This window comes from Sphingobacterium sp. MAE, assembly GCF_056711605.1.
Genome location: NZ_CM160044.1, coordinates 3,641,026 through 3,664,173, shown reverse-complemented (window position 1 = coordinate 3,664,173; position 23,148 = coordinate 3,641,026). Strand labels below are relative to the sequence as shown.

Annotated in this window: 21 protein-coding genes; 16 read left to right on the top strand and 5 right to left on the bottom strand. The window is 35.9% G+C overall.

The window, feature by feature from the left end; translation table 11 throughout:
* Positions 1-10: 10 nt before the first annotated feature.
* The gene (locus tag AC06G9_RS15675) at positions 11-1,642 is read right to left on the bottom strand and encodes an IPT/TIG domain-containing protein (protein ID WP_480956663.1); all 1,632 of its coding nucleotides are present in this window, start codon (positions 1,640-1,642) and stop codon (positions 11-13) included.
* Positions 1,643-2,087: 445 nt separating this feature from the next.
* Between AC06G9_RS15675 and AC06G9_RS15670 the strand changes: the two genes are divergently transcribed.
* Positions 2,088-2,240 carry a hypothetical protein gene (locus tag AC06G9_RS15670; RefSeq protein ID WP_293927115.1) on the top strand — a complete coding sequence of 51 codons (153 nt, stop codon included), beginning with the start codon at positions 2,088-2,090 and terminating at the stop codon, positions 2,238-2,240.
* Positions 2,241-2,320: 80 nt separating this feature from the next.
* Positions 2,321-3,427: a hypothetical protein gene (locus tag AC06G9_RS15665; protein WP_480956662.1), complete on the top strand. Its 1,107-nt coding sequence runs from the start codon at positions 2,321-2,323 to the stop codon at positions 3,425-3,427.
* A gap of 82 nt (positions 3,428-3,509) precedes the next feature.
* Here the strand turns inward: AC06G9_RS15665 and AC06G9_RS15660 are convergent, their stop codons facing one another.
* On the bottom strand, positions 3,510-3,779 hold the full coding sequence (locus AC06G9_RS15660; protein WP_480958192.1) for a helix-turn-helix domain-containing protein: 270 nt from the start codon (positions 3,777-3,779) through the stop codon (positions 3,510-3,512).
* A 325-nt stretch (positions 3,780-4,104) separates the two neighbouring features.
* The gene (locus AC06G9_RS15655) at positions 4,105-4,755 is read right to left on the bottom strand and encodes a rhomboid family intramembrane serine protease (RefSeq protein WP_434440327.1); all 651 of its coding nucleotides are present in this window, start codon (positions 4,753-4,755) and stop codon (positions 4,105-4,107) included.
* A 111-nt stretch (positions 4,756-4,866) separates the two neighbouring features.
* Between AC06G9_RS15655 and AC06G9_RS15650 the strand changes: the two genes are divergently transcribed.
* The 11 genes from AC06G9_RS15650 (at position 4,867) to AC06G9_RS15600 (ending at position 17,423) form a co-directional block, all read left to right on the top strand.
* Complete coding sequence (locus AC06G9_RS15650) at positions 4,867-5,961, top strand: HlyD family secretion protein (RefSeq protein ID WP_480956661.1); 1,095 nt, start codon at positions 4,867-4,869, stop codon at positions 5,959-5,961.
* Positions 5,962-6,109: 148 nt separating this feature from the next.
* Positions 6,110-8,272: a peptidase domain-containing ABC transporter gene (locus AC06G9_RS15645; RefSeq protein WP_094772391.1), complete on the top strand. Its 2,163-nt coding sequence runs from the start codon at positions 6,110-6,112 to the stop codon at positions 8,270-8,272.
* Between the two features lie 3 nt (positions 8,273-8,275).
* Positions 8,276-9,619, top strand: a complete 1,344-nt coding sequence (locus AC06G9_RS15640; protein ID WP_480956660.1) for a TolC family protein — start codon at positions 8,276-8,278, stop codon at positions 9,617-9,619.
* Between the two features lie 10 nt (positions 9,620-9,629).
* Positions 9,630-9,947 carry a hypothetical protein gene (locus AC06G9_RS15635; RefSeq protein ID WP_108158825.1) on the top strand — a complete coding sequence of 106 codons (318 nt, stop codon included), beginning with the start codon at positions 9,630-9,632 and terminating at the stop codon, positions 9,945-9,947.
* Positions 9,948-10,037: 90 nt separating this feature from the next.
* A complete protein-coding gene (locus AC06G9_RS15630; RefSeq protein WP_480956659.1) occupies positions 10,038-10,208 on the top strand; it encodes a class IIb bacteriocin, lactobin A/cerein 7B family in 171 nt (56 codons plus the stop codon).
* Positions 10,209-10,223: 15 nt separating this feature from the next.
* The gene (locus AC06G9_RS15625) at positions 10,224-10,400 is read left to right on the top strand and encodes a hypothetical protein (RefSeq protein WP_248753082.1); all 177 of its coding nucleotides are present in this window, start codon (positions 10,224-10,226) and stop codon (positions 10,398-10,400) included.
* Positions 10,401-10,587: 187 nt separating this feature from the next.
* Positions 10,588-11,187 (top strand): DUF3267 domain-containing protein, encoded by a 600-nt coding sequence (locus tag AC06G9_RS15620; RefSeq protein WP_293927145.1) that lies wholly within the window; start codon positions 10,588-10,590, stop codon positions 11,185-11,187.
* 277 nt (positions 11,188-11,464) lie between these two features.
* Positions 11,465-11,629, top strand: a complete 165-nt coding sequence (locus AC06G9_RS15615; protein WP_293927148.1) for a hypothetical protein — start codon at positions 11,465-11,467, stop codon at positions 11,627-11,629.
* A gap of 63 nt (positions 11,630-11,692) precedes the next feature.
* Positions 11,693-12,202, top strand: a complete 510-nt coding sequence (locus AC06G9_RS15610; RefSeq protein ID WP_346567550.1) for a hypothetical protein — start codon at positions 11,693-11,695, stop codon at positions 12,200-12,202.
* A 699-nt stretch (positions 12,203-12,901) separates the two neighbouring features.
* Positions 12,902-13,786 (top strand): ABC transporter ATP-binding protein, encoded by an 885-nt coding sequence (locus AC06G9_RS15605; RefSeq protein WP_480956658.1) that lies wholly within the window; start codon positions 12,902-12,904, stop codon positions 13,784-13,786.
* Complete coding sequence (locus AC06G9_RS15600) at positions 13,779-17,423, top strand: ABC transporter permease/M1 family aminopeptidase (protein WP_480956657.1); 3,645 nt, start codon at positions 13,779-13,781, stop codon at positions 17,421-17,423. Before AC06G9_RS15605 ends, AC06G9_RS15600 begins: the two co-directional genes overlap by 8 nt.
* Before the next feature lie 121 nt (positions 17,424-17,544).
* On the opposite strand, the gene AC06G9_RS15595 is transcribed toward AC06G9_RS15600, so the two are convergent.
* Positions 17,545-18,897 carry a hypothetical protein gene (locus AC06G9_RS15595; protein WP_480956656.1) on the bottom strand — a complete coding sequence of 451 codons (1,353 nt, stop codon included), beginning with the start codon at positions 18,895-18,897 and terminating at the stop codon, positions 17,545-17,547.
* A gap of 402 nt (positions 18,898-19,299) precedes the next feature.
* Here AC06G9_RS15595 and AC06G9_RS15590 point away from each other — a divergent pair, with 402 nt between their 5' ends.
* The 3 genes from AC06G9_RS15590 to AC06G9_RS15580 all read left to right on the top strand — a co-directional run bounded on the left by AC06G9_RS15590 (position 19,300) and on the right by AC06G9_RS15580 (position 21,926).
* Positions 19,300-19,446, top strand: coding sequence for a hypothetical protein (locus tag AC06G9_RS15590; protein WP_480956655.1), 147 nt, complete (start codon positions 19,300-19,302; stop codon positions 19,444-19,446).
* A gap of 186 nt (positions 19,447-19,632) precedes the next feature.
* Entirely contained in the window at positions 19,633-21,246 is a 1,614-nt protein-coding gene (locus AC06G9_RS15585; RefSeq protein ID WP_480956654.1) for a tetratricopeptide repeat-containing sensor histidine kinase, read from the top strand.
* A 14-nt stretch (positions 21,247-21,260) separates the two neighbouring features.
* Positions 21,261-21,926, top strand: coding sequence for a response regulator (locus AC06G9_RS15580; protein ID WP_293927167.1), 666 nt, complete (start codon positions 21,261-21,263; stop codon positions 21,924-21,926).
* A gap of 91 nt (positions 21,927-22,017) precedes the next feature.
* Here AC06G9_RS15580 and AC06G9_RS15575 read toward each other — a convergent pair whose 3' ends face one another.
* Complete coding sequence (locus AC06G9_RS15575) at positions 22,018-22,734, bottom strand: outer membrane beta-barrel protein (protein ID WP_045754875.1); 717 nt, start codon at positions 22,732-22,734, stop codon at positions 22,018-22,020.
* Positions 22,735-23,148: the final 414 nt, after the last annotated feature.

The window sequence follows — 23,148 nt, the reverse complement described above, 5'->3', positions numbered from 1 at the left end:
TCTTTTTCGATTAATAGATTTCAAGATATTCTGTAGCTGAAACTGTATTGTCGAAATCGAAAGCAGTATCACTAATGTTTATTCTGTATTTACCTTTTGGTAAGTCATCCGGTATTTTAAATTGTATTTTGTTGTTTTTAGATAGGGTATGACGGACTTCAACATCAGCAATTTGTGCTTTGTAGCCATTCATTCCATTACCTTCAATTGTAATTAGACTTCCACTTTTAGCGCGTAGAGGATATATAGAATTAATAATTGTGGGCTTGATCTCCAAAGCTACGGTATTGGATGGTCTTGTCGATCCGATCTCACTAAAATGCTGCACTTTGACTTGATAATTTCCTGCTTTCATCAATGGGATTTCAAAAGTTATTTCACCGTTAGTCGTGCAACTTGAATAGGCAGCAGATATTTTATCTATTTCTAATGTATAAGATCTGCCCTTGATAAATAAACCTTTCAAGGTTATGATATCTCCGGTATAACTTGCACTGGGGCTGATTGAAGAAATATTTACTTTTCTTACTTTAATCTTGTTGTTGCTTTTATAGCTGAAGTGGTAATTGGTCATTTCCATTGGATATTCACCATCTGGAAGATCGCCTATACTCAATTCTCCTTTTTTAGAAGCACTGCCTTCTTGCAAGTAATAGGCACGTTTATCTCCTACAGTGACATAACCATAGAAATTAAATTTGGCAGGATCTGGTCCTGACACTTCAAATGTTGTCCCGGGATGCACATAATCGGGTTTTACAATAAAATCATTGGGATCTGGCTCAATAAGATTTAGGGGCTGTGGAAAAGTGACCGTATCTCGTCCATTGGTATAACCCATAGGGAAAGACTTGCCTTTTTGATGGAGGATAAAATCAGAAATGCGTAAGTATTCCGAATGTTTTAAAAAAACATTTCCGATAAATACCTGCAATCCATTGTTATCATAATAATTTTTTGTTGTATATGGTAAATTAACAACATCATTAAAGTAATAACTGTAAGTGGATGGTAACGATAATTTTGCAACTATAAAGGCATTTGCGACGATGGCAGCCAACTGTGGTCCTTTTTGATCCTTGCTAACCAGTCTGAATGTGACATTGTTTCCCTGCTCTAATCCTTCGGGAATTTGAAAACGTATGCTTTTTCCTGCATTAATAATTTCAAAGGGTATCTTAAATTCTTCGTAAGTATAGTAGGAATATACCAGGTCGTAATTCTTTTCGATATTGGTAAACTCTCCATCGACGGTTACGGTTTCGCCAATAGCCATTATGAGATTATCTTTCGCCTGCACTTTGAGGTTACTTACCACAAATTGATTTAATTTACTGGTGTACATTCCCTTTTTTGTATTTATAAAATATTTATACAGGAAATATGTTCCCTCTTTATAAATCTCTGGATCAGGAACTTTAAACGTGATTCGGCCTGCTTTTAAAGGTGTTGATATGGAATATTCTTTTTTAATGTAAGTCTCTCCGCTTATCCCATCTACTATAAAACCATGCGATTGGATCGAATCACTATTGTTTAAATACCTGACTTCGGCGGAGAAGATCAGATTATTGCTAGTATTGCTTTCTGGTGACAAAATGACTACTTCTGTTGCGTTTGTATCTGGAGGGACAATGATCACTTCCTTTGCGCAGGAAAACAATAAAAATGTTAGAACACAACATATATAATGTCTAGTTCTTAACTTGCTTAAGGGATTATTTAAATTGGAAAAATTCATTAGATTATTATATAGGCTAAATCTGATGCGCGAATTTCAGATAAAATTCTTGTATTTTAAAATTATTTTATTGTTACCTACGTATTTTTTTTATTTATTATAAATAATATTTCTTTAAACCGTCGCCAATATTAAATCAATTAATCTGGCTTAAGGATTTCCTTTAATTTGTCTCTCTCACATATTTATAGCGCCCACCTCTGTCTTTCTTCAAGGGTTTTTCGAACATATTTTAAATGCTTTTTTTGTGCATTGAGCGATAGTAATTTAGTACTGTTGATCAACAAAGCAGTTATCCGAAAAGGCTTATCAAATAGAGTAGGAATAATTTTTTATTAACAGAAATATGAATAACTTAGATTTAAGAAAAATGGGCCTTCAAGAAATGGAAAAACAAGAAATGGTTAATATCGAAGGTGGCATAAAATTTCCAGGATTAATTACGGCAATTTATGAAGCAATATCTGATGCTGTAGATTGGGTTAAAAACCAGTTTTAAAATTTAACTTTTATAAGTGGGGAACTAATTTCCTATTTAGCACCCCACTTATTTTAATGAAATTGTGTATTTTAAATTTTATGATTCCAAAATATTTTCTTCTTTTCTTTTGTGTAGTACTGTCAATGCCAGTTGTTGGTCAAATATTTTTTGTTGATAGTGCAGATCATACTCCGATTTCAGGGGTAAATATTTATACGAGGTATGGAAACTTAATTGGATTTAGCAACAAAGATGGTCAGTTTGATTTGTTAGATGGCATTCAAGTGAAAGATGAGGATTTATTAGGACTTGCCGCACAGCATATTTCTTATCAGACAAAGAATATCAATATCCCTTCTTTAAAGACAAAATTTACTATTCTACTTAATCCCCGTTCTATAAAACTTCAGGAAGTAATAATTAGTCCTAAAAATTCCGATGTAATTGTTTTAAAGGGTTATTTTAGATCTTTGGAAACTTTTAATAAGAAAAATAAGTATTTTATAGAGGGTCTTATGGAGTACTATATTCCTTCCAATGGACAAAAATCTCGTTTTCGGCTTCTCGATTATAGGGTATTTTGCGATTCGGTTATAGTGAGAGATTATGATGATAAAATGGGAAGCTTCTTTCTTGTTAGTCATATCGTGGAAATTCCTTTTAAGCATATTCTAAAAAACTCAAAGATATATTCAATAGAAAAGAAACAGCCCAACCTTTCATACATCATGAAAAATGAAAAACAAGCAGGGACTATATCTTATAATAAGGACAGTGAAAGTATGCAGATCTTTATTGATCAGGTTTTACCAGACACTATATTGAAGGATAAAATTTTTAGACTTGAAATCAATACAAAACAAAAAGTACAAGTCGAAAATTATTCATCGTTAGAAATCGAAAAAGCCAATCTGTATCATCTTTTGAACATATATCAACATGAAGTTGCTACTATAAAACGTAAAGCTGAGTTTGGCCATTTGCCATATGAAATATTATCTGAATTTTATATTTTAGATCGAAATTTTATGTCCTCTGACAATTTTAAGAAAATGAAAAAACAATTGTCATCAAATAGCTATAAATCACCAAATAAAAGTAAATATTCAAATGAATTTTGGAAAAATTTGGATCAATATGATATTCCACCTATTAACAACGGTTTGTTAAACCAACTGTATCAAAATCTTAAATTAGTAAATTAATCAGTAGTGTTCATTATCTGAATGAAACTTTGATTTATGCTTTTTATTTGCGTTTTATTGATCGATCAAACTTATTTTTAGTTTATCTAAAAATAAGTTTGATTTTTTTTATTCCAACAACAATATAGTGATAAGCTAAACCAAATACGTTTTCTCCCATAATATCACTCGCTAGTGATGGAGGTAAAAGTTCATAGATACTTACACCAAAATACTCGGCAATTTTGTAGACCTGATCTACTTTTACTTTTGTTTCATTCCTTTCAATTTTTGAATACGCGGCTTGCGACATCTCCAGATGATAAGCAACTGCTTCTTGCGATATTTTGAGCGTTTCTCTCTTCTCCCTAATGAAAGTTCCAATCTTATGTTTTGATATAACTTATATTAAAATTTCCAATAGACAAATTTAAGAATATAACTTGAGGTTATAAAATTTACATGTGTTAAAACTGTAGGTTGTAGTTTAAAACCTGTGGTTGTGGTTTAGTGTGCTCTATTTCAGGAGTTTTGAGAGTTGATGAAATCAACAATCATGAAAGAAAAATTAAACAATAGTCATGTGGTGGCACTAAGTCCAGAGGAAACAAGAGTAATAAATTCGGGCAGTTAGCGAAGGGGCGAGAAGCTTAATAATTGGTTTGAAAAGATGTGGATGTTATTTACAAGCTACTCATTTAACTGAGAATCGCAGTAAAGATTTCTAATCCAGCTTGAGGCCGAACAATCTGTGCTAGAAGGGTTCCAATAAGATAGGCTGATAGATGTAAATATTTATTAATCGAACTGTTTTTAATCTGAGCTAATAATAATAAGATCAACAATCCGAAGATCCAACTTTGCATGGCACTATTAACAAATGGGACAATAGAGTTTTGCATCGGTTGCAATGGATAAAATAAGGCGGAAAAGCCATACAAACCAAAGCTGAGTCCAGAGGCTCCTAAAGCTGTAAAATAGAAATCTTTTCTTTTTTGATAGGTCTGGAAAAGATTAGGAAGAATAATTAATAAAAAAAATAATAAAGGAGTTAGCACATAGGCGGTATGCACACCATACTCTTGGCTAATCGTTCCAAACATATCGTATCCTAGTCCAAAAATAATAAATGCGTTGAACAATAAATGCCAACAATTGCGATGAATAAAGGCAGAGGTAAGCAGGGTATGGATACGCTTGCCTCGGGCTATTTCATAAGGATGTAAAATCAAGGCATGAAAATAGGATTTTCTGTAAAATCCGATGATGCTACTGATGAGCATGAGCGGCACGAAGAGGTACGAATAGGGAGCTTCTTGAAGGGTCGGAAATATATCGAAAAATTGCATCTGCTCGTTAGACTTAATATGTTTTCAAGATAGTGAAAAAATATAAAATACAACCTGTGGTTGTGGTGGATGATGTAGTTATTTGGGAAATTTGGTTAATTCATGATCATTATGGGAAAAACCAATATTATTTATGTGCTCTTGCTTATCGCGATTGTCGGTACGCTTACGGCCTTACCATTTGTACATATTCCGATTTCGATCTCTGCATCGGGAGTGATTAGACCGCAAACTGAAAACAGCAAGATCATATCGCTGGTCAGTGGCCGTGTTGTCGAAAGTCGTATCCATGGAAACAATCAGAAGGTGGTGGAAGGTGATACCTTATTTGTAATCGTATCAAAAGATCTACAGAATAAATTGGAGCTGAATGAGCATCTGGAGGCTGACTATGCACAGCAGATCGCAGATCTAAAGCTCCTCCTTTCTAGCAATTATAAGGGCTTGCGAAGTGGCTTGTATCAGATGGAACTTGTCTCGATGCAGCAACGGATGTCGGAAGTGCAATCGCAACTGACCTTAGCTAAACGTGAATTGGATCGTAATGAACTGTTGTTTAACCAAGGTATCATAGCGCAGGCAGAATTTGATAAAAGTAGATATGCGTATGAACAATTGGAAAATCAAATGCTATCCGTCGAGAAACAGCAGATGGCGCAATGGAGTGCCAAGTTGATCGAGCTGCAACAAAAACATCAATCTACAGCTTCGGAGCGCCATGCGATTTATATCGATGGTGAAAATTATATCGTCCGGGCTCCGCTTAGTGGTACGGTGATTAATTTGAAGGGTTTCCAAAAAGGAAGTCAAATTATACAGGGACAGGATATATTGGAAATATCACCAGAAGATAATCTGGTGGCTGAATGTATGGTGCCTGCAAATGCCATTGGCTATATCAAAGATAAGCAAGTGGTCAAATTTCAGATGGATACTTACAATTACAATCAATGGGGTTTCTTAACAGGATATGTGAAAGACATTGATTATAATCTGGTCTCTGATCAGAAGAATGCTGCCTTCTTCAAAGTTCGCTGTCATATGGATGCCAATTATCTGAGTTTGCCAAACGGCAACAAAGTGATGGTCGGTAAAGGCAATACTTTTAATGCTCGTTTTTTTCTGGTGGACCGTACGCTCTGGCAATTGCTTTTTGATCGGGCTGATGATCTTTTTAACCCCAATCTGGGAAATAAAAACTCTTGATTTTTGGCTATTCGAATGAAAGAGGCATGTGCTGTGACGAGGTCGTAGCCATGAATAATGGCTCATGATCGGGCCATAATAATGTATAAACGAAGGGCAAAAGCTGTATGAAGTGTCGGCTAAATATTAAAAATAGATATTAATTATCATGAAAAAATCTCCAGTCCGTATTAAGCAACATGATATTCGAGATTGCGGAGCTGCTTGTCTGGCTTCCGTTGCAAGTTACTATGGATTAGATATTCCAATAGCAAAAATCAGACAATACTGTCATACCGATACGCGAGGTACAAATGTATTGGGTATGATCCAAGGATTGCAGGAATTGGGTTTTACGGCTAAAGGAGTGAAAGGTAGTATCGATGCCATTCCACAGATACCGTTGCCAGCAATCGCACATGTGGTCTTAAATGGTCAGTTACAGCATTATGTCGTGATCTATAAGGTGCATAAAAACCAGATCACGGTAATGGATCCGGGTCCCGGAAAAGTACAGCAGTACAGCATGGAGGAATTTCAGAAGATCTGGACGGGTGTATTGATCTTATTGGAACCGAATGAATATTTTAAGCAGCGCAATGAAAAAAAAGGTGTCTACAATCGGTTCTGGAACTTGATTCAGCCGCATAAGTCCATTATTTTACAGGCGCTGGTCGGTGCGGTGATTTATACCTTACTCGGTCTGTCATCTTCCTTTTATATCCAGAAAATAACAGACTATGTACTGGTGGATGGCAATGTTCGGCTGCTCAATCTGCTTTCTGTGGCTATGTTGGTGATCTTGTTATTTCAATTGATCATCGGCACGCTCAAAAGTGTGATGGTCCTGCAGACGGGACAGCGTATTGACCGCTATTTGATCTTAGGTTATTATCAGCATTTGCTCCGTCTTCCACAGCGTTTTTTTGACACGATGAAGGTGGGTGAGATTATCTCAAGAGTCAATGATGCGGTCAAGATTCGGGCATTTATCAATGATGTTGCTATTCAGGCTGTTGTCAATGTCCTGATTGTGATTTTCTCATTTGCATTGATGTTTTCCTATTTCTGGAAATTGGCACTGATTATTTTATTGGTGATCCCACTTTATTTTTTTGTGTATTGGCTGACCAATAAATTAAATAAAAAGGTGGAACGTCGGCTGATGGAAGAAGGGGCTGAATTGGAATCGCATCTGGTGGAGTCGCTCAATGCGGTCAAGACCATCAAGCAGTTTGGTATGGAAACTTATTTTAACAGCGGTACGGATCAGAAGTTTAGCCATCTGTTGAAAACTATTTACTCGTCTGTATTGAATGGTCTTTTTTCGGCAACATCGAGTGAGTTTCTTTCACGCCTGTTTACCATTATCTTGCTCTGGGCTGGATCTTATTATGTGATCGATCGGACGATTACCCCCGGAGAGTTACTATCCTTCTATGCACTGATCGGATATTTAACAGGTCCGGTGAGCCAGTTGATCGGGATGAATAAAACATTGCAAAATGCATTGATTGCTGCGGATCGTCTGTTTGAAATCATGGATCTGGAACGTGAAGAAAGTGAAGGTAAACTGGACTTGGCAAGCAGCCAGGTGGGTGATATTGTTTTTGAAAATATTCGTTTTTCTTACGGTTCTCGTGTTGAAGTATTCAAGGATTTCAGTTGCCGATTTGAAAAAGGAAAGATGACTGCTATCATCGGTGAAAGCGGAAGTGGGAAAACAACCTTAGGGGCTCTGATCCAACAATTGTATCCTGTCCAATCGGGAAAGATCCACATCGGTCAATATGACCTCAGTTATATCTCTAAGCAATCGCTCCGCGAGCGAATCGCAGTGGTGCCGCAACAGATCGACCTGTTCTCTGGAAATGTGGTGGACAATATTGCGGTGGGAGAGCAGGTTCCAGATTTTCAACGGATGATGGATGTTGTAAAAGAATTGGATATGATGTCCTTTATTGAGAAATTGCCTGCTGGATTTGAAACGTATCTAGGTGAAAACGGCTCTATGCTTTCTGGTGGACAAAGGCAGCGTATCGCCATTGCTCGTGCACTATACCGCGATCCTGATATCTTGATCCTGGATGAAGCGACCTCGGCATTGGATACCGAAACAGAATTGATCATTCAGCGTGCTTTCGACCGATTTCGGGATGCTGGAAAGACGATGTTGGTCATCGCTCATCGCTTGAGTACCATAGCTGGTGCGGACACGATTATGGTCATGAAAGAAGGGCAGATAATCGAACAGGGGAGTCATGAGGAACTATTGCTGAGCGAATCTGCTTATAGACAGATGTGGAAAAAACAATCGGTTATACTGGACTAATTCATGAAAAAATTACTACTCATCATACTCGTGTTCTCTTGGACAATAGGGCCGGCATGGGCTCAGAAGCGATGGTCTCTGGCGGACTGTGTGGCTTATGCGATCGATCATAATCTGCCAATAAAACGTCAGGATATTTTAGTGGCGATTAAAAATCTGGATCAGGAAATGGCGCGTAGAGAACGTTTGCCTGCTGTAGGTGGATATTTTAATGGGTACAGCACATTTGGTCACTCGCAAGATGTATTTGGCACGATCCGCCGCAATGATAACTTCAATAGCAATATGGGGATCAATGCGGAGGTCACGCTGTATCAATACAATTATCTGCGCAATCAGGCGAAGAAAGCAACGCTGCAATCGGAACAGGAGGAGTTGGAAAAAGGAATTTTAAGAAGAGACTTAACACTTAAAGTAGTACAAAGCTATTTGGAAGTATTGCTTTCCCGAGCTCTAGTACATGCACAAGATTCTGCAATAAACTTTTCTTTGCAATTGCTTGATAAAGCGGAGAAAAGTACTGCAGTCGGAGCAACTGCACCGGCGGTAGTTTTTGAGGCTAAGGCGAACTTAGCCAGGGAGAAACAGCAATTCCAACAATATCATAAAGAAGCGCAACAGACAAAATTAGCTTTAGCTCAATATATGAATTTTACGGATTATCAAAGTTTGATCATATACGATCCACTTTTAGAAACTGAAATTTTTAAAACGGGTATTGTTAAAAGTCAATCGGACCTTATTCAAACCGCCTTTGATAACAATCCCATTCTTGCAAAACTTGAAAATCAGCTTCTCGGATTGGATGTAGAAACCAAGCTGATCAAGGCGACAGACTACCCCTTGGTCAAAGGTTCGGCGAGCTTGGGAACTACTTATTTTAATGCTTTTAAATCTCCTGGTGAACGTACTGTATTTGTTCAGAGCAAAGATAATTTTGCTCAACAACTCGCTATAGCCGTCACAGTTCCCATTTTTAATAAAGGGAAAACGAAAAGACAATTGCAACAGATTACATTTCGTAAACAGGAAATCGAGTTATTAAGTGATTATGAAAAATTGCAGCAGGTACAAATTTTAGAAAAACTGAATCTCGACTGGATTGAAAGCAAACAGCAATATGATATTTCGACTGAAGCATTTGCCGCGACAAAGGAATCATTGGAATATTCTAGACTGAGTTTTATGGCCGGTAAAGCATCCATTTATGACATTAATACGAGTAAAAATAATTTAATTAAATCGGAGACCGATATGATTCGGGCTCGTTATAGCACTTTATTTAGTCTTTTGATGCTGCACTATCATGTGTCAGGAGATATTAAATTTTCTAATCATATACATTAAATCACAGTTTATGCAACTATTTAAATATATTGAACGGATCAACTTAATGGATCAACTGATCCGTCAAGGAAGAACAGGTACACAAACCGAATTTGCAAATCGTCTTGGACTTTCCGTCTCACGGCTTGCACGTATTATTGAGTATTTGAAAGGGATAGGTGCTCCGCTGGAATACGATCGATCACGAAATACCTATTATTACGAAGAAGAATATTCTATTCAAATCAAGGTTGATATTCAGCAGCTCAATTATCAGCAAATCAGACATATTTCAGCAGGAACTTATTATTTGTCAAAAAATATCTCCAATGCTTTTTTTGAGCATTGAGCAACTGTAATTTAGTATTGTTGATCAACGAAGCAGTTATCCGAAAAGGCTTAGCAATAGAGTAGGAATAGTTTTTTTATAAACAAAAATATGAATAAATTAGAATTAAAATCAATTGGTGTTCAAGAGTTGGATACTAATGAGATGGTAAATTTTGAAGGGGGATTTTTACCAGCTGTTGCTATCGGAATCATTTGGGGAGTACAATTGGGATTGTCAGCTGTAGGAGTAGGTATGTATTTAGCAAATAAAGATAAATAATTGAAATTTTAAAATATGGAACATTTAACATTGAAATTAGAGAATTTGAGTCAAGAAGAAATGATTCAAATTGATGGTGGGATATTACCAATCATTGCAGGGGCAGCAATTCTTAAAGGTGTTGGGATAGGTTTTGGTGCCGTAGCGGCTGGAGTTGGTTTAGTTGCAGCTGCTAAGGAGTTATTTTCTTAATGAACAGCAAAAAGCGATTTAAAAACTATTACAGAACTATATTCATTTTTGCTTGGATAATATGCTGTACTTGGTTTTTGATTAAAGCAGGAAAATATCTAGTCTCCTAAAATATAATATTAATCGAAAAACGCTTATTGTTTTTCGATTAATATTGAGAGAATTAAATTGATTTACTTTATTCATCATGAGTCATATTTTAAGTGAAACAGAGAAAGAGGAATTTACAATTAAAGAGAAAGATGCTAGTAATTTGATATTAAAATTGGTGTTCCCTATCAGTTTGATGCTATTTATATGCTATTACGCTATTTGGAAACATCAATTTGAAATTGAAAATATTCGACATCATGTACACGGTATGAGCGCAGTTGATCTAAGTTTATACTGTCTGTATATCGTTATTTCTATATTATTTGGAATTGTATTACATGAATTACTACATGGACTTACGTGGGTACTCTGTTCAAATATTGGTGGATTTAAATCAATAAAATTTGGAATTATAAAAGAAACATTAACACCTTACTGCCATTGTAAGGCTCCTCTAAAAAGAAATTCTTATATTTTAGGTATAATTATGCCGGCAATTGTTTTAGGACTAGTTCCGATTTTGATAGGCTTGTCTATAGGTAATATATTGATTTATTTTTTCGGTTATATTTTTATTTTAGTTGCAATGGGCGATTTTATGATTACTTATTATTTACTCAAATATGTTGGTAAATCGTGCAGTGTGCAGGACCATCATAGTAAAATTGGTTTCTTTATTTTTAAGAAGGTTTAATATTTTAAAATAAGTAATTTTTCTATGTCACTAGGATATTGATAAAGGAAATGATATCTATAACTTCAATCTATTACGGATTTGTAATTGACACCTTTTAATAGTTCGATCATCTACAAATCAGATATATTTTTGCACGATAATATAATTTTTCAAATACTACTGCCAATGCTTTTTTTGAGCATTGAGCAACTGTAATTTAGTATTGTTGATCAACGAAGCAGTTATCCGAAAAGGCTTAGCAATAGAGTAGGAATAGTTTTTTATAAACAAAAATATGAATAACTTAGAATTAAAATCAATGGGTGTTCAGGAATTGAATACTAATGAGATGGTAGATCTTGATGGTGGCTTTATCCCAATGGCAGTATTATTGGGAATTTGGGCATTTCAAGGAGCAGTTTGTGTTGCGGGAATAGGGTTACTTGCTTCACAAAAATAATTAAACAATTTCCCTGAACTTTAGTAAGGTTAAGGGGAATTGTTTAATATTATAAATTGTTATATGAATAAATATTTGTTATATATCTATATACCACTTACATTAGGATTAGATCTTTACAGTACTTACTGGGCTTCAAACGGCGATATAAATAATATTATTGAATTACATTTTTTAAGCAGTGTTTTTGGTAAAGGATTTACAGGTCTATCAATTGTATTTTTTATTGAAAGTATTATTTTGCTTTTTTTATTAAAAATAAGTGCTAATTCAACAAAAAACAATTATATACACGAGTATAAAATACTTAAGATACAGAAAAGAAAAAATATACTTGATGTGAAGAAAATTATTAATTCAATGCCGGTAATTGTTTTAATAATTTGTACTTCACATGTAATTTTTTCTTTAAATAATTTTTTACTAGGATTTTATTTACGAGGTTCAAGTTCAAAAATTGTTGTTTTTTATATAAAACATGTACACATTGAACAACGTATTTATTTGATTCATATTATAATCATGATTATTACAACAATGATCATATTTTGTTTTCTTCGTAAAAGAAAATAAATGAATTATGTTTTTGCATAGATCTTTCTGAAATTGATTGTATTGCTCGAATAAGAGTTTGCTACACATATTGTGCTACCGAAAAAACTAAAGCCGTTGAACTGGTATTAATTTGGTTTGCAATGGGTTGTCAGTAGCTTGGAATTGGGCAACGAGCTAATTAATGAGACATTAACGCCTTATTGCCATTGTAAGGTTCTTTTAAAAAGAATTTTAAATTCTATTTTTCTCTATTCTGATTATATATTCAGGTATTGAAGCCTTCCTATTTCATTATATAATGGCTGATAATGATAAAGGGTAATCGAATCAAATTACTTTTTTATGTATAAAAAGATATATTATATGATAGCAGCACTTGTAGGAATACTAATTTACTTGATTATTATTTACCTGTTCCAATTTTTTAAATAATCATTTATGAACACCTGTCAACTTTTAGTTTTTTAAAATAGACATCGAAAATCAATCTTATTGTCCGTTTTTCTTGATACATAATTTATAAAATAGGATATGGATTAGGGGAAATCAGGTACTTACACTATTAAGTCAGCTCCAATAGGTTTTATTGAGTAAAAAGAGTATTAAATAAGTCTATATGAAGGTTCGTCGAAAACTTAATTTGAGATATTCTTTTTATATTGTTGTAACATTTTTTTTATTCAATCGACTAATCGATTATTATCAGTTAACTTATTTATGAATTTATCTATAACAAACCTCAGTAAAATCTATCCGAATGGTGTAAAAGCCTTAGATGATGTCACTCTTGAAATTAAACCAGGTATGTTTGGTCTCTTAGGGCCAAATGGAGCTGGTAAATCTTCTTTAATGCGAACTATCGCGACACTTCAAAGACCGGATAGTGGTACCATTACCTTTGACCAGATTGATGTGCTGAAAAATCAGATGGACTTGAGAAAAGTACTGGGCTACCTACCGCAAGAATTTGGAGTCTATCCCAAACTTTCGGCTGTAGATCTATTACAATATTTTGCTCGTCTTAAGGGTATTTCTTCAGGTGCTGACCGCCAAAAAATCATAAACCGTGTTCTTGAAGTGACCAATCTGTGGGATGTGCGCCATAAAAGTGTAAGTGGATACTCCGGCGGAATGAAGCAACGATTTGGTATTGCGCAACTGCTGTTGAACGATCCCAAATTGATTATTGTGGATGAACCTACTGCTGGACTTGATCCTGCAGAAAGACACCGTTTTCTCAATGTATTGCGCGAGATCGGCACGGATCATACGGTTATATTTTCTACGCATATCGTAGATGATGTACGTGAATTGTGTCATGAAATGGCCATCCTGAATGGAGGGAAGATCTTATTAAGGGGAACTCCGAAAGAAACCATAGATAAACTGTCCGGTAAGATTTGGGTACGTATCATCACGCGGGAACAACTGGATGAGTACACCCAAAAATATAATGTGATATCAACCAACTATAATCAGGATAATACCTTAAATATCCGCGTGTATAACGATTTATGTCCTGATGAATCTTTTGTTCCTGCTGATGGACAACTGGAAGATGTTTATTTTGTCGCCCTTAAAAAAGATCAACACCATGTTTAGCACTATTTTTAAATTTGAGTTCACCCGCTGGTTTAAGAATAGTACCATCTATATCTACATGTTGCTGTTCTTTGTGCTAGCACTGTTCATCATGCTGTCTGCACTTGGTATCTTTGATGGTATTACCGCGACAACATCTTCCAATACAATCATGAACTCACCTCTGGCGATCAGCGAAATGATCAACGGGATGTCTAATCTAATTTATTTTCTGATCCCAACCATTGTGGGAGCTTCTGTCTATCGGGACTTTCAATACAATGTGCATAGCATTCTGTTTAGCTATCCCTTTACCAAGACTGATTATTTACTCGGTAAATTTTTTGGTTCACTTTCAGTAGTCTTAATCATCGTATTGGCTTCTACACTAGGGATTATAGTTGCGCAGTATGTTCCCGGTATTAACCAAAATTTATTGGGTCCGGTACATGTATTTGCCTATTTTCAGACCTATCTTATTCAGGTCATCCCCAACCTGATAATTTTCAGTTCCACTATTTTTGTATTGGTGACACTGACTAGAAATGTATATGTGGGTTTTGTTGCGGTACTGATTTTACTCCTGCTGCAAGCGGTGGTTCACAGTACTACAGCTGATATGGATAATCGATACCTTGGTGCATTGATCGATCCATTTGGGGATAGTGCCATTTCCTACTATACACAATACTGGTCTCCAGCAGAAAAAGATATCCGAAATCTTCCTTTTACTGGAGCGGTGATCTATAACCGATTGATATGGCTAGCCGTATCTTCACTTTTTATTGGTGGTTTTTACTTGTTCTTTTCGTTTTCTCAACAAGCTTTTACATTTAAAACGAGTAAAATTGGTAAACGCGTGACTAAAAATAATTTTGAAAGTATTTTTAGAATGGATCTTCCGGTGGTGAAATATAATTTTTCAGCTTTTCACTATTTTAAAACTTCATGGGCATTGGCGAGATACAACTTCAGTTACATTGTCAAAAATCCTGTATTTATGATTTTGACATTGGTAGGGATCCTCTTTGTTATCTTAATGGCAAGTACCGTCGGTTCTATTTCGGGAACATCGACTTATCCTGTTACTTGGAAAATGCTGATGATACCTGGATCCACATTTAAGTTTTTTCTGTTGATATTGACTTTCCTGTTTACAGGTTTGCTGATTCATCGAGGGAGCATTAGCCGTATGGGGGGATTGATTGATGCGAGTCCTGTCCCGAACTGGGTTTTACTTTTATCAACTTTAATTGCTATTATCAAAATGCAGCTGGTCTTGTTACTGGTTGTTATCGTGACTTGTATGGCCTTTCAGGTATATCATGGGTATTATACTTTTGAGATCGGACAATATGTGATGAACCTCATGGTGTATGGCATGCTCTCCAATATAGCTTGGCTGTTTGTCTCTGTGTTTGTCCATACTTTGTTCAAAAATTATCTGACGGGATTTTTTGTGCTCTTGCTCTTGTTTATCGCATTGCCTTTTCTTTCGGCAATGGGAGTGGAACAGAATATTTACAAATTTAACCAGGGACCTGGGATTGATTATTCGGATATGGATGGGTTCGGGTATGTGTTGCCGTTCTTGACCTATAGGGTATATTGGCTTTTATTTTCGGTTTTCTTCTTGACGATTTCGTTGTTACTATGGCGAAGAGGTTTGTTCTCAGGAATTAAGGAAAGATGGCTGATCCTTAAAAGTAATTTAAATCCTACTATTACTGCGATAATCACGGTCAGTCTTGTCGGATTTATCGTTATGGGAGCTGGTATATATTATGAAAATAATATTAAAAAACCGTATTATACCAGTTTAGATCATGAAAAACAGGCTGTTGAATGGGAAAAGAAATATAAAAAATATCAATACCGGCCACAGCCTAGGGTTGTGGATGTTAAATTTAATATGGATATCTACCCAAAAGAGCGAAGCTTTAAGGCACAGGTAGCTTATATATTGAAAAATAAGACCGGGGTAGCCATTGATTCGATTTTTGTTAATTATAATGATTATGATTACAAGTTCTCGTTTAATGTGCCCAATACCTTGGTTTCGGAAGATGATAAGTACAATTTTAACATCTATAAATTACAGCAACCGCTTGCTCCAGGTGATTCCATTACTTTGAATTTCAGTACCCAAAGTCCGCTCAATACTTGGGTGAATGAACGATCTCCAGTCAAAGGCAATGGTACTTTTATCAACAATATGCAATTCCCGAATATTGGATATTTGGATAGAGGGGAATTGGTCGAGAACGATATCCGAAAGAAATACGGACTGCCCCATCGAAATCGGATGGCACCACCAACAGATCAGAAAGCGTTGCAAAATAATTATATTTCGAATGATGCCGATTGGATTCGTTTTGAGGCTATCGTGAGTACGGATTTGGATCAGTTGGCCATCGCACCGGGTTACCTGACTAAGGAATGGGAAAAGGATGGACGTAAATATTATCACTACAAGATGGATACGGAAATTCTCAATTTCTACGCCTTTAATTCTGCGCGATATGAAGTAAAGAAAGGCAACTGGAATGGCGTGAATCTGGAAGTGTATTATCATAAAGGACATACGTTTAATCTGGACCGCATGATGGCATCCAGTAAGGCATCTCTGGCTTATTATAGCCAAGAATACAGTGCTTATCCGCATCGTCAGTTGCGTATTGTCGAATTTCCACGTACCGATGGAACCTTTGCGCAGTCATTTGCCAATACCATTCCTTTTTCTGAAGCAATCGGGTTTATCGCCGATGTAAAGGAGAAAAACCAAGATGCGGTAGATTATCCTTATGCGGTAACCGCGCATGAGATCGCACATCAATGGTGGGCACATCAAGTTGTAGGTGCGAATGTACAGGGAGCTACATTGCTATCGGAAAGCATGTCGGAGTATTCGTCGTTGAAAGTGTTGGAAAAACGTTATGGTAAGGGACAGATGCGCAAATTTCTGAAAGATGCATTGGACGGTTATCTAACAGGGCGAAGCGCTGAGAAATTGGGCGAGAGGCCGCTCATGTTCAATGAAAATCAAATGTATATCCATTACCAGAAGGGTTCCTTGGTGCTGTATGCTTTAAGTGATTATCTGGGTGAGGATGTTTTCAATAAGACTGCTAAAACCTATCTGGAACATACGACTTTTCAAAACCCACCCTATACAACATCATTGGAGTTTGTGGAGCATTTTAAACAAGTGACCCCCGATTCATTGCAGTACTTGATTAAAGATATGTTTGAGACCATCACTTTATATAATAATAAGGTTGAAAAAGTTACTGCTAAAAAAATGAAAAATGGTAAGTATCAGGTCGATATTGAATTTGAGGTTGCCAAATATCGTGTGGATGAGAATGGAAAGAAAAGTTATCATGACCCAGGAATCAAATCCATCTCATTTAAAAAATCAGATCAAGAGACCGTACAGTCTTTGCCACTAAGCGATTATATCGAGATCGGAGTTTTTTCGAAAGCGAAAAAGCAGGGAGGAAATCCGTCTCCTGAATTGTATCTGAGGAAACATAAGATTGATCAGATCAATAATAAGGTTACACTGGTGGTCGATGGATTGCCTGCTCAGGTAGGTATTGATCCGTATAATAAACTGATCGATATCGACTCCAATGACAACAGGAAAGATATCTGATCATGACCAAAATTTCAGTTGCACAAATCGGTCTATTCATTTTTATGCCGGTTTGAAATCGGCTAGTTTACTGTTAAATTAATCATATATGTTTGGTAAAGTCACGTTGAGAAATGTGGCTTTACTTATTTAATAATGTTGATGGATCACTTCTGAACTTTTTTCGGATACTTGCTTCTGTATGATTTTCATCGGCATAGAGTAAGATGACATAATGGGGTGTCGGTTTTATCGAGTCCTGTACTGCTATGGGAGGGAGAGCTGTTGAATGGCCTGCTATAATACTAGCCGTCGATTTAGGATCTGAAATCCGATTGCTACCAGTTGTAGCTGAGGTCTGGGGAGGTGCTATTATTTTTTTAAAATAACTGAATTGACCTTGGTCAAGGAAAGGAATTTCTTGTTGCTTATCATAATAGGGATAGTCAGAAGTCACATACTGGACTTCAATCCAACACATGCGCAGCCTTGATGTTAAAAAATATGTGGTTATGCATAGTAAAATCATACATAATGTAAATCCCAATAGATAACAAAGATGTTTCCATTGGAAATTAAGACTTATGGTATTACTTTTTTTTTCCTTTGTTGCAATAGGGGTTCTGATCATGAAGAAACTATCCTGAGGGAATATCCAATCTTCTTTTGGATATATGTTGGATGATGATCGTGTCTTTTTTTGATGAAGACCAGAGCTACTATTTTTGTTCGATCCTTCCTTTTTTGTATATAATACATGTTGCTGTATTCCAGTCCATCTATTTTCTAACCTTTTTTCTTTCTTTATTTCGGCAAAGATTTCTTCTCCTCTATATCTATTTTTAAAGTGTGTTTTGGAATGTTGATTTTTAAAATTGGAATTTTGGATTAGGCTATCTTGAATGCCCTTTTCTTTACTCTTGTTGCCTGCTCCTTCTTTACTCTGTTTTTCATCAAGATGTTGTTGAATGTCCTGATTCTCATCTATACGATTGTCGATTCCGACCATTCCACTCTCCTTCATACCAACTTGTTGACACCCTATTCCTTCATATTTTCCCTCTGTTTTAATTGTAATATTCTGGTTTTCTATATGTTCTAGATCTTTTGGAAGAACTGTTTTTTTTTGATGACGTAATTGACGCCATTTATGAAATGGTCTTGACGAAAATTGGATCAGTATAGCCAATAGTTTGACAATATTTTCATCTGGATTGCTTGTCTTGGCCATCATAAAGTTCTTAAGTGGCTTCAATTTATCCAATTCAAAACGACGAATGCCCGTTTCAAGATCAGCATACTTATTCGTAGGATTAAAGAAATCTTGAAATACTTGGATATCTTCTTTCGACAATCCATTTGCATACAATTTGAGGCTTAAATTTCTCAAATTGCCTGGCGTCGGATGCTCTAATCGAGTATCCAATTCATGTCGCAATAGCATGTCTCTATAGGTTCCAATAACCTCTTTTTTAAATTCTTCAAATTCAAACATTGTTCAAAATTAAACCAACGATATGGTCTGATTTTACGGTTTTCCGTAAAATTCAAGATCATTTATGAGCTTTTTACACATGGAATAATCGGAATTTTTGGAATAGTTGCGGAATATGTGGAAATATTGGAATTGTCTGATAGTTAGAATTTTAAGTGCTATAAATTTGATTTCGAAATCAGTTGATCAATCAACTAGTCCTTTCCAGGAAAGTGACGAATAGATTTTGAACGAGTAACTATCGCGGTAGTTTTTAACCGGTTTGGGAAGCAGTTATAAGCTCCCGCGATAGCCACTCACAGACTTCCCGAAAAATTCAGAAGGCCTTCTGAAAACATTGTAGTAACCCCGAGCACGAAGCTCGCGGGACTACCAGGTTTTTGACTTTTAATTTTTTGAAACATGTGGTATTTCATTTTAGCACTTTTATTTGGAAATCCTTCCAATAGCAATACAAGTAACGACCAAACGATGTACAGTATACAAACGGAAGACACTGCCACTGACGGTGATGGAGGTGTAAAAGGACCAATTCGTCCTGGTAAGTAAGAGGTGTCATTATAAGTGAAAATAAGGCAACCAAATGTTGCCTTATTTTGTTTTTTAGGCATGGGTTGTTTTTCCAGTAAAATTTCGATATTTTAGAGCAAAATAGCTACCTTGTTGAAACGCTTTAGTTTATATTTATACTTCGTCATTTTTATTTCTTGTAGGCAAGAACCTCTTCAAAAGGAGATGCCTATTGATAACCCTGCTTATGATAAAGCTTTTGAGCATTTAGAGAATGGACATGCAGATAGTTCTTTTTATTATTTTAATGCCGCAAAACAGGTTTTTTTAGAACAGGGTGATAGTTTACATGTTGCAAAATGCTTGATCAATATGGCTATTACCCAGCAGGAACAAGGTGATTATTTTGGTTCTCAGGAAACTGCACTGCAGGCAATCCCTTTTCTTGACGAACACAAAACTGAACATCATTCTTTCTTGAGCATGAATTATAATGCCCTTGGCCTGGCTACAGATGACCTGAGAGATTATCCACGTGCTATTTTATTTTATGAACAGGCAATTAAATATTCGGATGATCCGCAAAACACATTGGTTTATCGTAATAATTTAGCATTTAGTCTTCTCAATAATAAAAAATTAGAAGAAGCTCAAAAAATCTATACTGACATTATAAGGGGAACGCATAAAAACCCTGCTGAATATGCACGTGTACTAGCAAATCTTGCGCGTATTAAATGGCAGCAAGATCCAACTTATCCAGCTATTCACGAATTTTTCATCTCGCTGAAAATCAGAGAAAAAGAAAAGGATTTTTGGGGTCAAAATGCAAGTCTAGCTTTTATTACTGATTATTACGAAAAAGAAAAACCTGATTCAGCTCTTATCTTTGCAAAAAAAAGGTATGATATCTCTAAAAAAATAAAAAGTCCCGATGATCAAATTAGGGCGTTAAAAAAGCTAATTAAGTTAAGTCCCAACGATTCTTCGAAATATTATTTTGAGATTTATAATACCTTAAACGATAGTATACAAAAGACACGTCTTGCTGCGAAAAATCAGTTTACCATGATTCGTTATGAAGTGGAAAAGAATAAAGCTGATAATCTAAGCCTTCAAAAAGATAATGCCGAGAAAGCTTATAATATCAGCCGCCAGCGCATGTGGATCGGTGCTGTTTCTATGTTATGTGTCCTGTTAGTTGTGGGAGGAGCATTGTGGTACAAAAGACGTAAAGAGCGTCTTCAACTGGAAGCTCAAAATAGAATCAAGGAAAATCAGCTTAATATCTCCAGAAAAATTCATGATGTGGTGGCCAATGGATTGTATCGGGTTATGACGGAGATTGAAAATAGGGAGGATATCGATCGGGATGGTATACTCGACCGATTGGAAATGATGTATGAGAAATCACGTGATATTTCGTACGAAACCGAAGTAAAGAAACCAGAACAACAGGATGATCATACCCAAATCGCTGAATTGCTAAAGTCTTTTGTGACCGAAAACCGAAAGGTGATTATTGCGGGTAATGATGCTGAAAAATGGGGACGCATCGATGTCGATACCAAAGAACAGATCCATCATGTCTTGCAGGAATTGATGGTGAACATGCGCAAACATAGTCAAGCAACAAATGTGGTCATACGCTTTGATTGGGACAATGATTTATTACGTGTTTTTTACAGCGATAATGGAATTGGGATGTCCGATTCGCAGGTCAAAGGCAACGGTCTCACCAGTACGGGAAACCGTATTTTCAATTTAAATGGCAAGATTACCTTTGTAACTCAAGCAGAAAAGGGATTAAAAATTGAAATTTCGATCCCTATTCTATAAAAGATGTAAAATGTATGTTTAAAAAAGTACTCATAGCCGAAGATCATGAAATAGCTAATATTTCGGTTCAAAAAACTCTCCAAGAACTTGGGATTCAAGAGGCTAAATATGTTTATTATTGTGATGATGCATGGACTTGGATTAAAAACGCATTAAGAGATGGTGAACCTTATGATCTGTTGATCACGGATCTTATTTTTGAAGCGGATCACAATCCGCAACGTTTAACAGGTGGTATTGAACTCATTCAGGCGGTCAAACTTTTACAGCCTAGTTTGAAAATCATTGTTTTGTCTGCTGAAAGCCGCACTGCGGTCATCGATGAACTGTTTAAAAATCGAGCGATTAATGGCTATGTACGTAAAGCACGACGAGATGCACAATATCTCAAGGAGGCACTACATGCTGCACAGCAGGATAAATCGTATCAATCTCCTGAAATTAAACAGTCGATTCGCGAAAAGAATTCTCACGAATTTAGTACACTGGATATCCATATTATTTCGCTATTGTCACAAGGTGTTCGCCAAAAAGAAATCCCATTTTATTTGCAACAGCAACAAGTCAAACCTTCGGGATTGAGCAGTGTGGAGAAGCGTCTCAGCTTGATGAAAGAAGTATTGGAGTTTTCAAAAAATGAACAGCTTATTGCTTATTCGAAAGATATCGGGCTGATCTAATGGATGGAACGTATGCCCATACAAAATTCTCCATCTCTTTGAATAGCATGGAGGATTTTATATGGGTATTAAAAAGTTTGTTTGATCTGGATTAACGGATCGATGGTTTGATCAATTGATATTGGATACCAAATCGAAAGACATTCAATCGGGCTGGTTGGGCTGACCTACCATCCATGCCGGATGTATAATCTTTGGTACCCCAAGAGTATCCTGTGAATACGGTATAGCGATCGTAATTGACATTAAATTGCAATCGGGGTCTGACGTCTACTTTCATTAAATCAGTACCTCTGTCGTGCTCAAATTCTGTTATATTACCTTGTTTATCTTCGACGCTTCCTTTTTCTTTTATGCTCATTGTTTTGGCCAGATCTACACCCAATTGGATATCCATCGTCATCGGCTCGAAAAGCACGCGATAACCAAAGAAAGGGTTGAAATTTAAAAATTGCTGATTTAATTTGGTCATGCCGCGGCTATTGTTTAAAAAGTCGTTGCCCTCTAAATTTATTTTAGTTTGTAAACGTTCCAAAGATCCTTCGATACCTAATAGAAAATTACTGCTAAATACATAGCGATAATTAATGGCGCCACCAATATTGATTCCATATTTTTTGCCAAATGGATTGTTGGTGTAATAACTTTGTTTGTCTGTGCCATTCAAGCTACTGAGGGCTGCACTGCCGGATCCTGTGAAATTGGAAAAACCAGCGTTAATACCTAATCGGAGTTCATGAGATTGGGAAAGGGCTAAAAAATGAATGCTGCACGTAAAAAGGCCAGCCAAAATAATTTTTTTCAACATAAACAGGAGTTTTTTAATGGTAATGAAAAAGAAACGCTTATTCTCTTTTTATATCCTGTTTAAATTTAAGCAAATGACTGCGATATATCCTATTTTGATGTTGTATTTATGTGAAATGTATCTTTAAATTGAAAAAGGGTCAGCCTACGATCTGTATGCTAACCCTTTTTCTTGATAAACCAACTAACCGATTAATCAATGTGTTTGCAGCAACTATCACTTTTTTGGGGAAAGCCATAGTCAGTTGAAAACTGTGTAAATAAAAATTCCCATCTACCTCAAATGTGAATATAACAAAGATAAAATTTCCCTTACAAGGGATTTTACGGGAAACCGGAAAATTTGAAATTATTTCTATTTAATTTTTTTATTATACATGTTAGAGTTTAAAAACAACTGATTTAATGCCTTTAA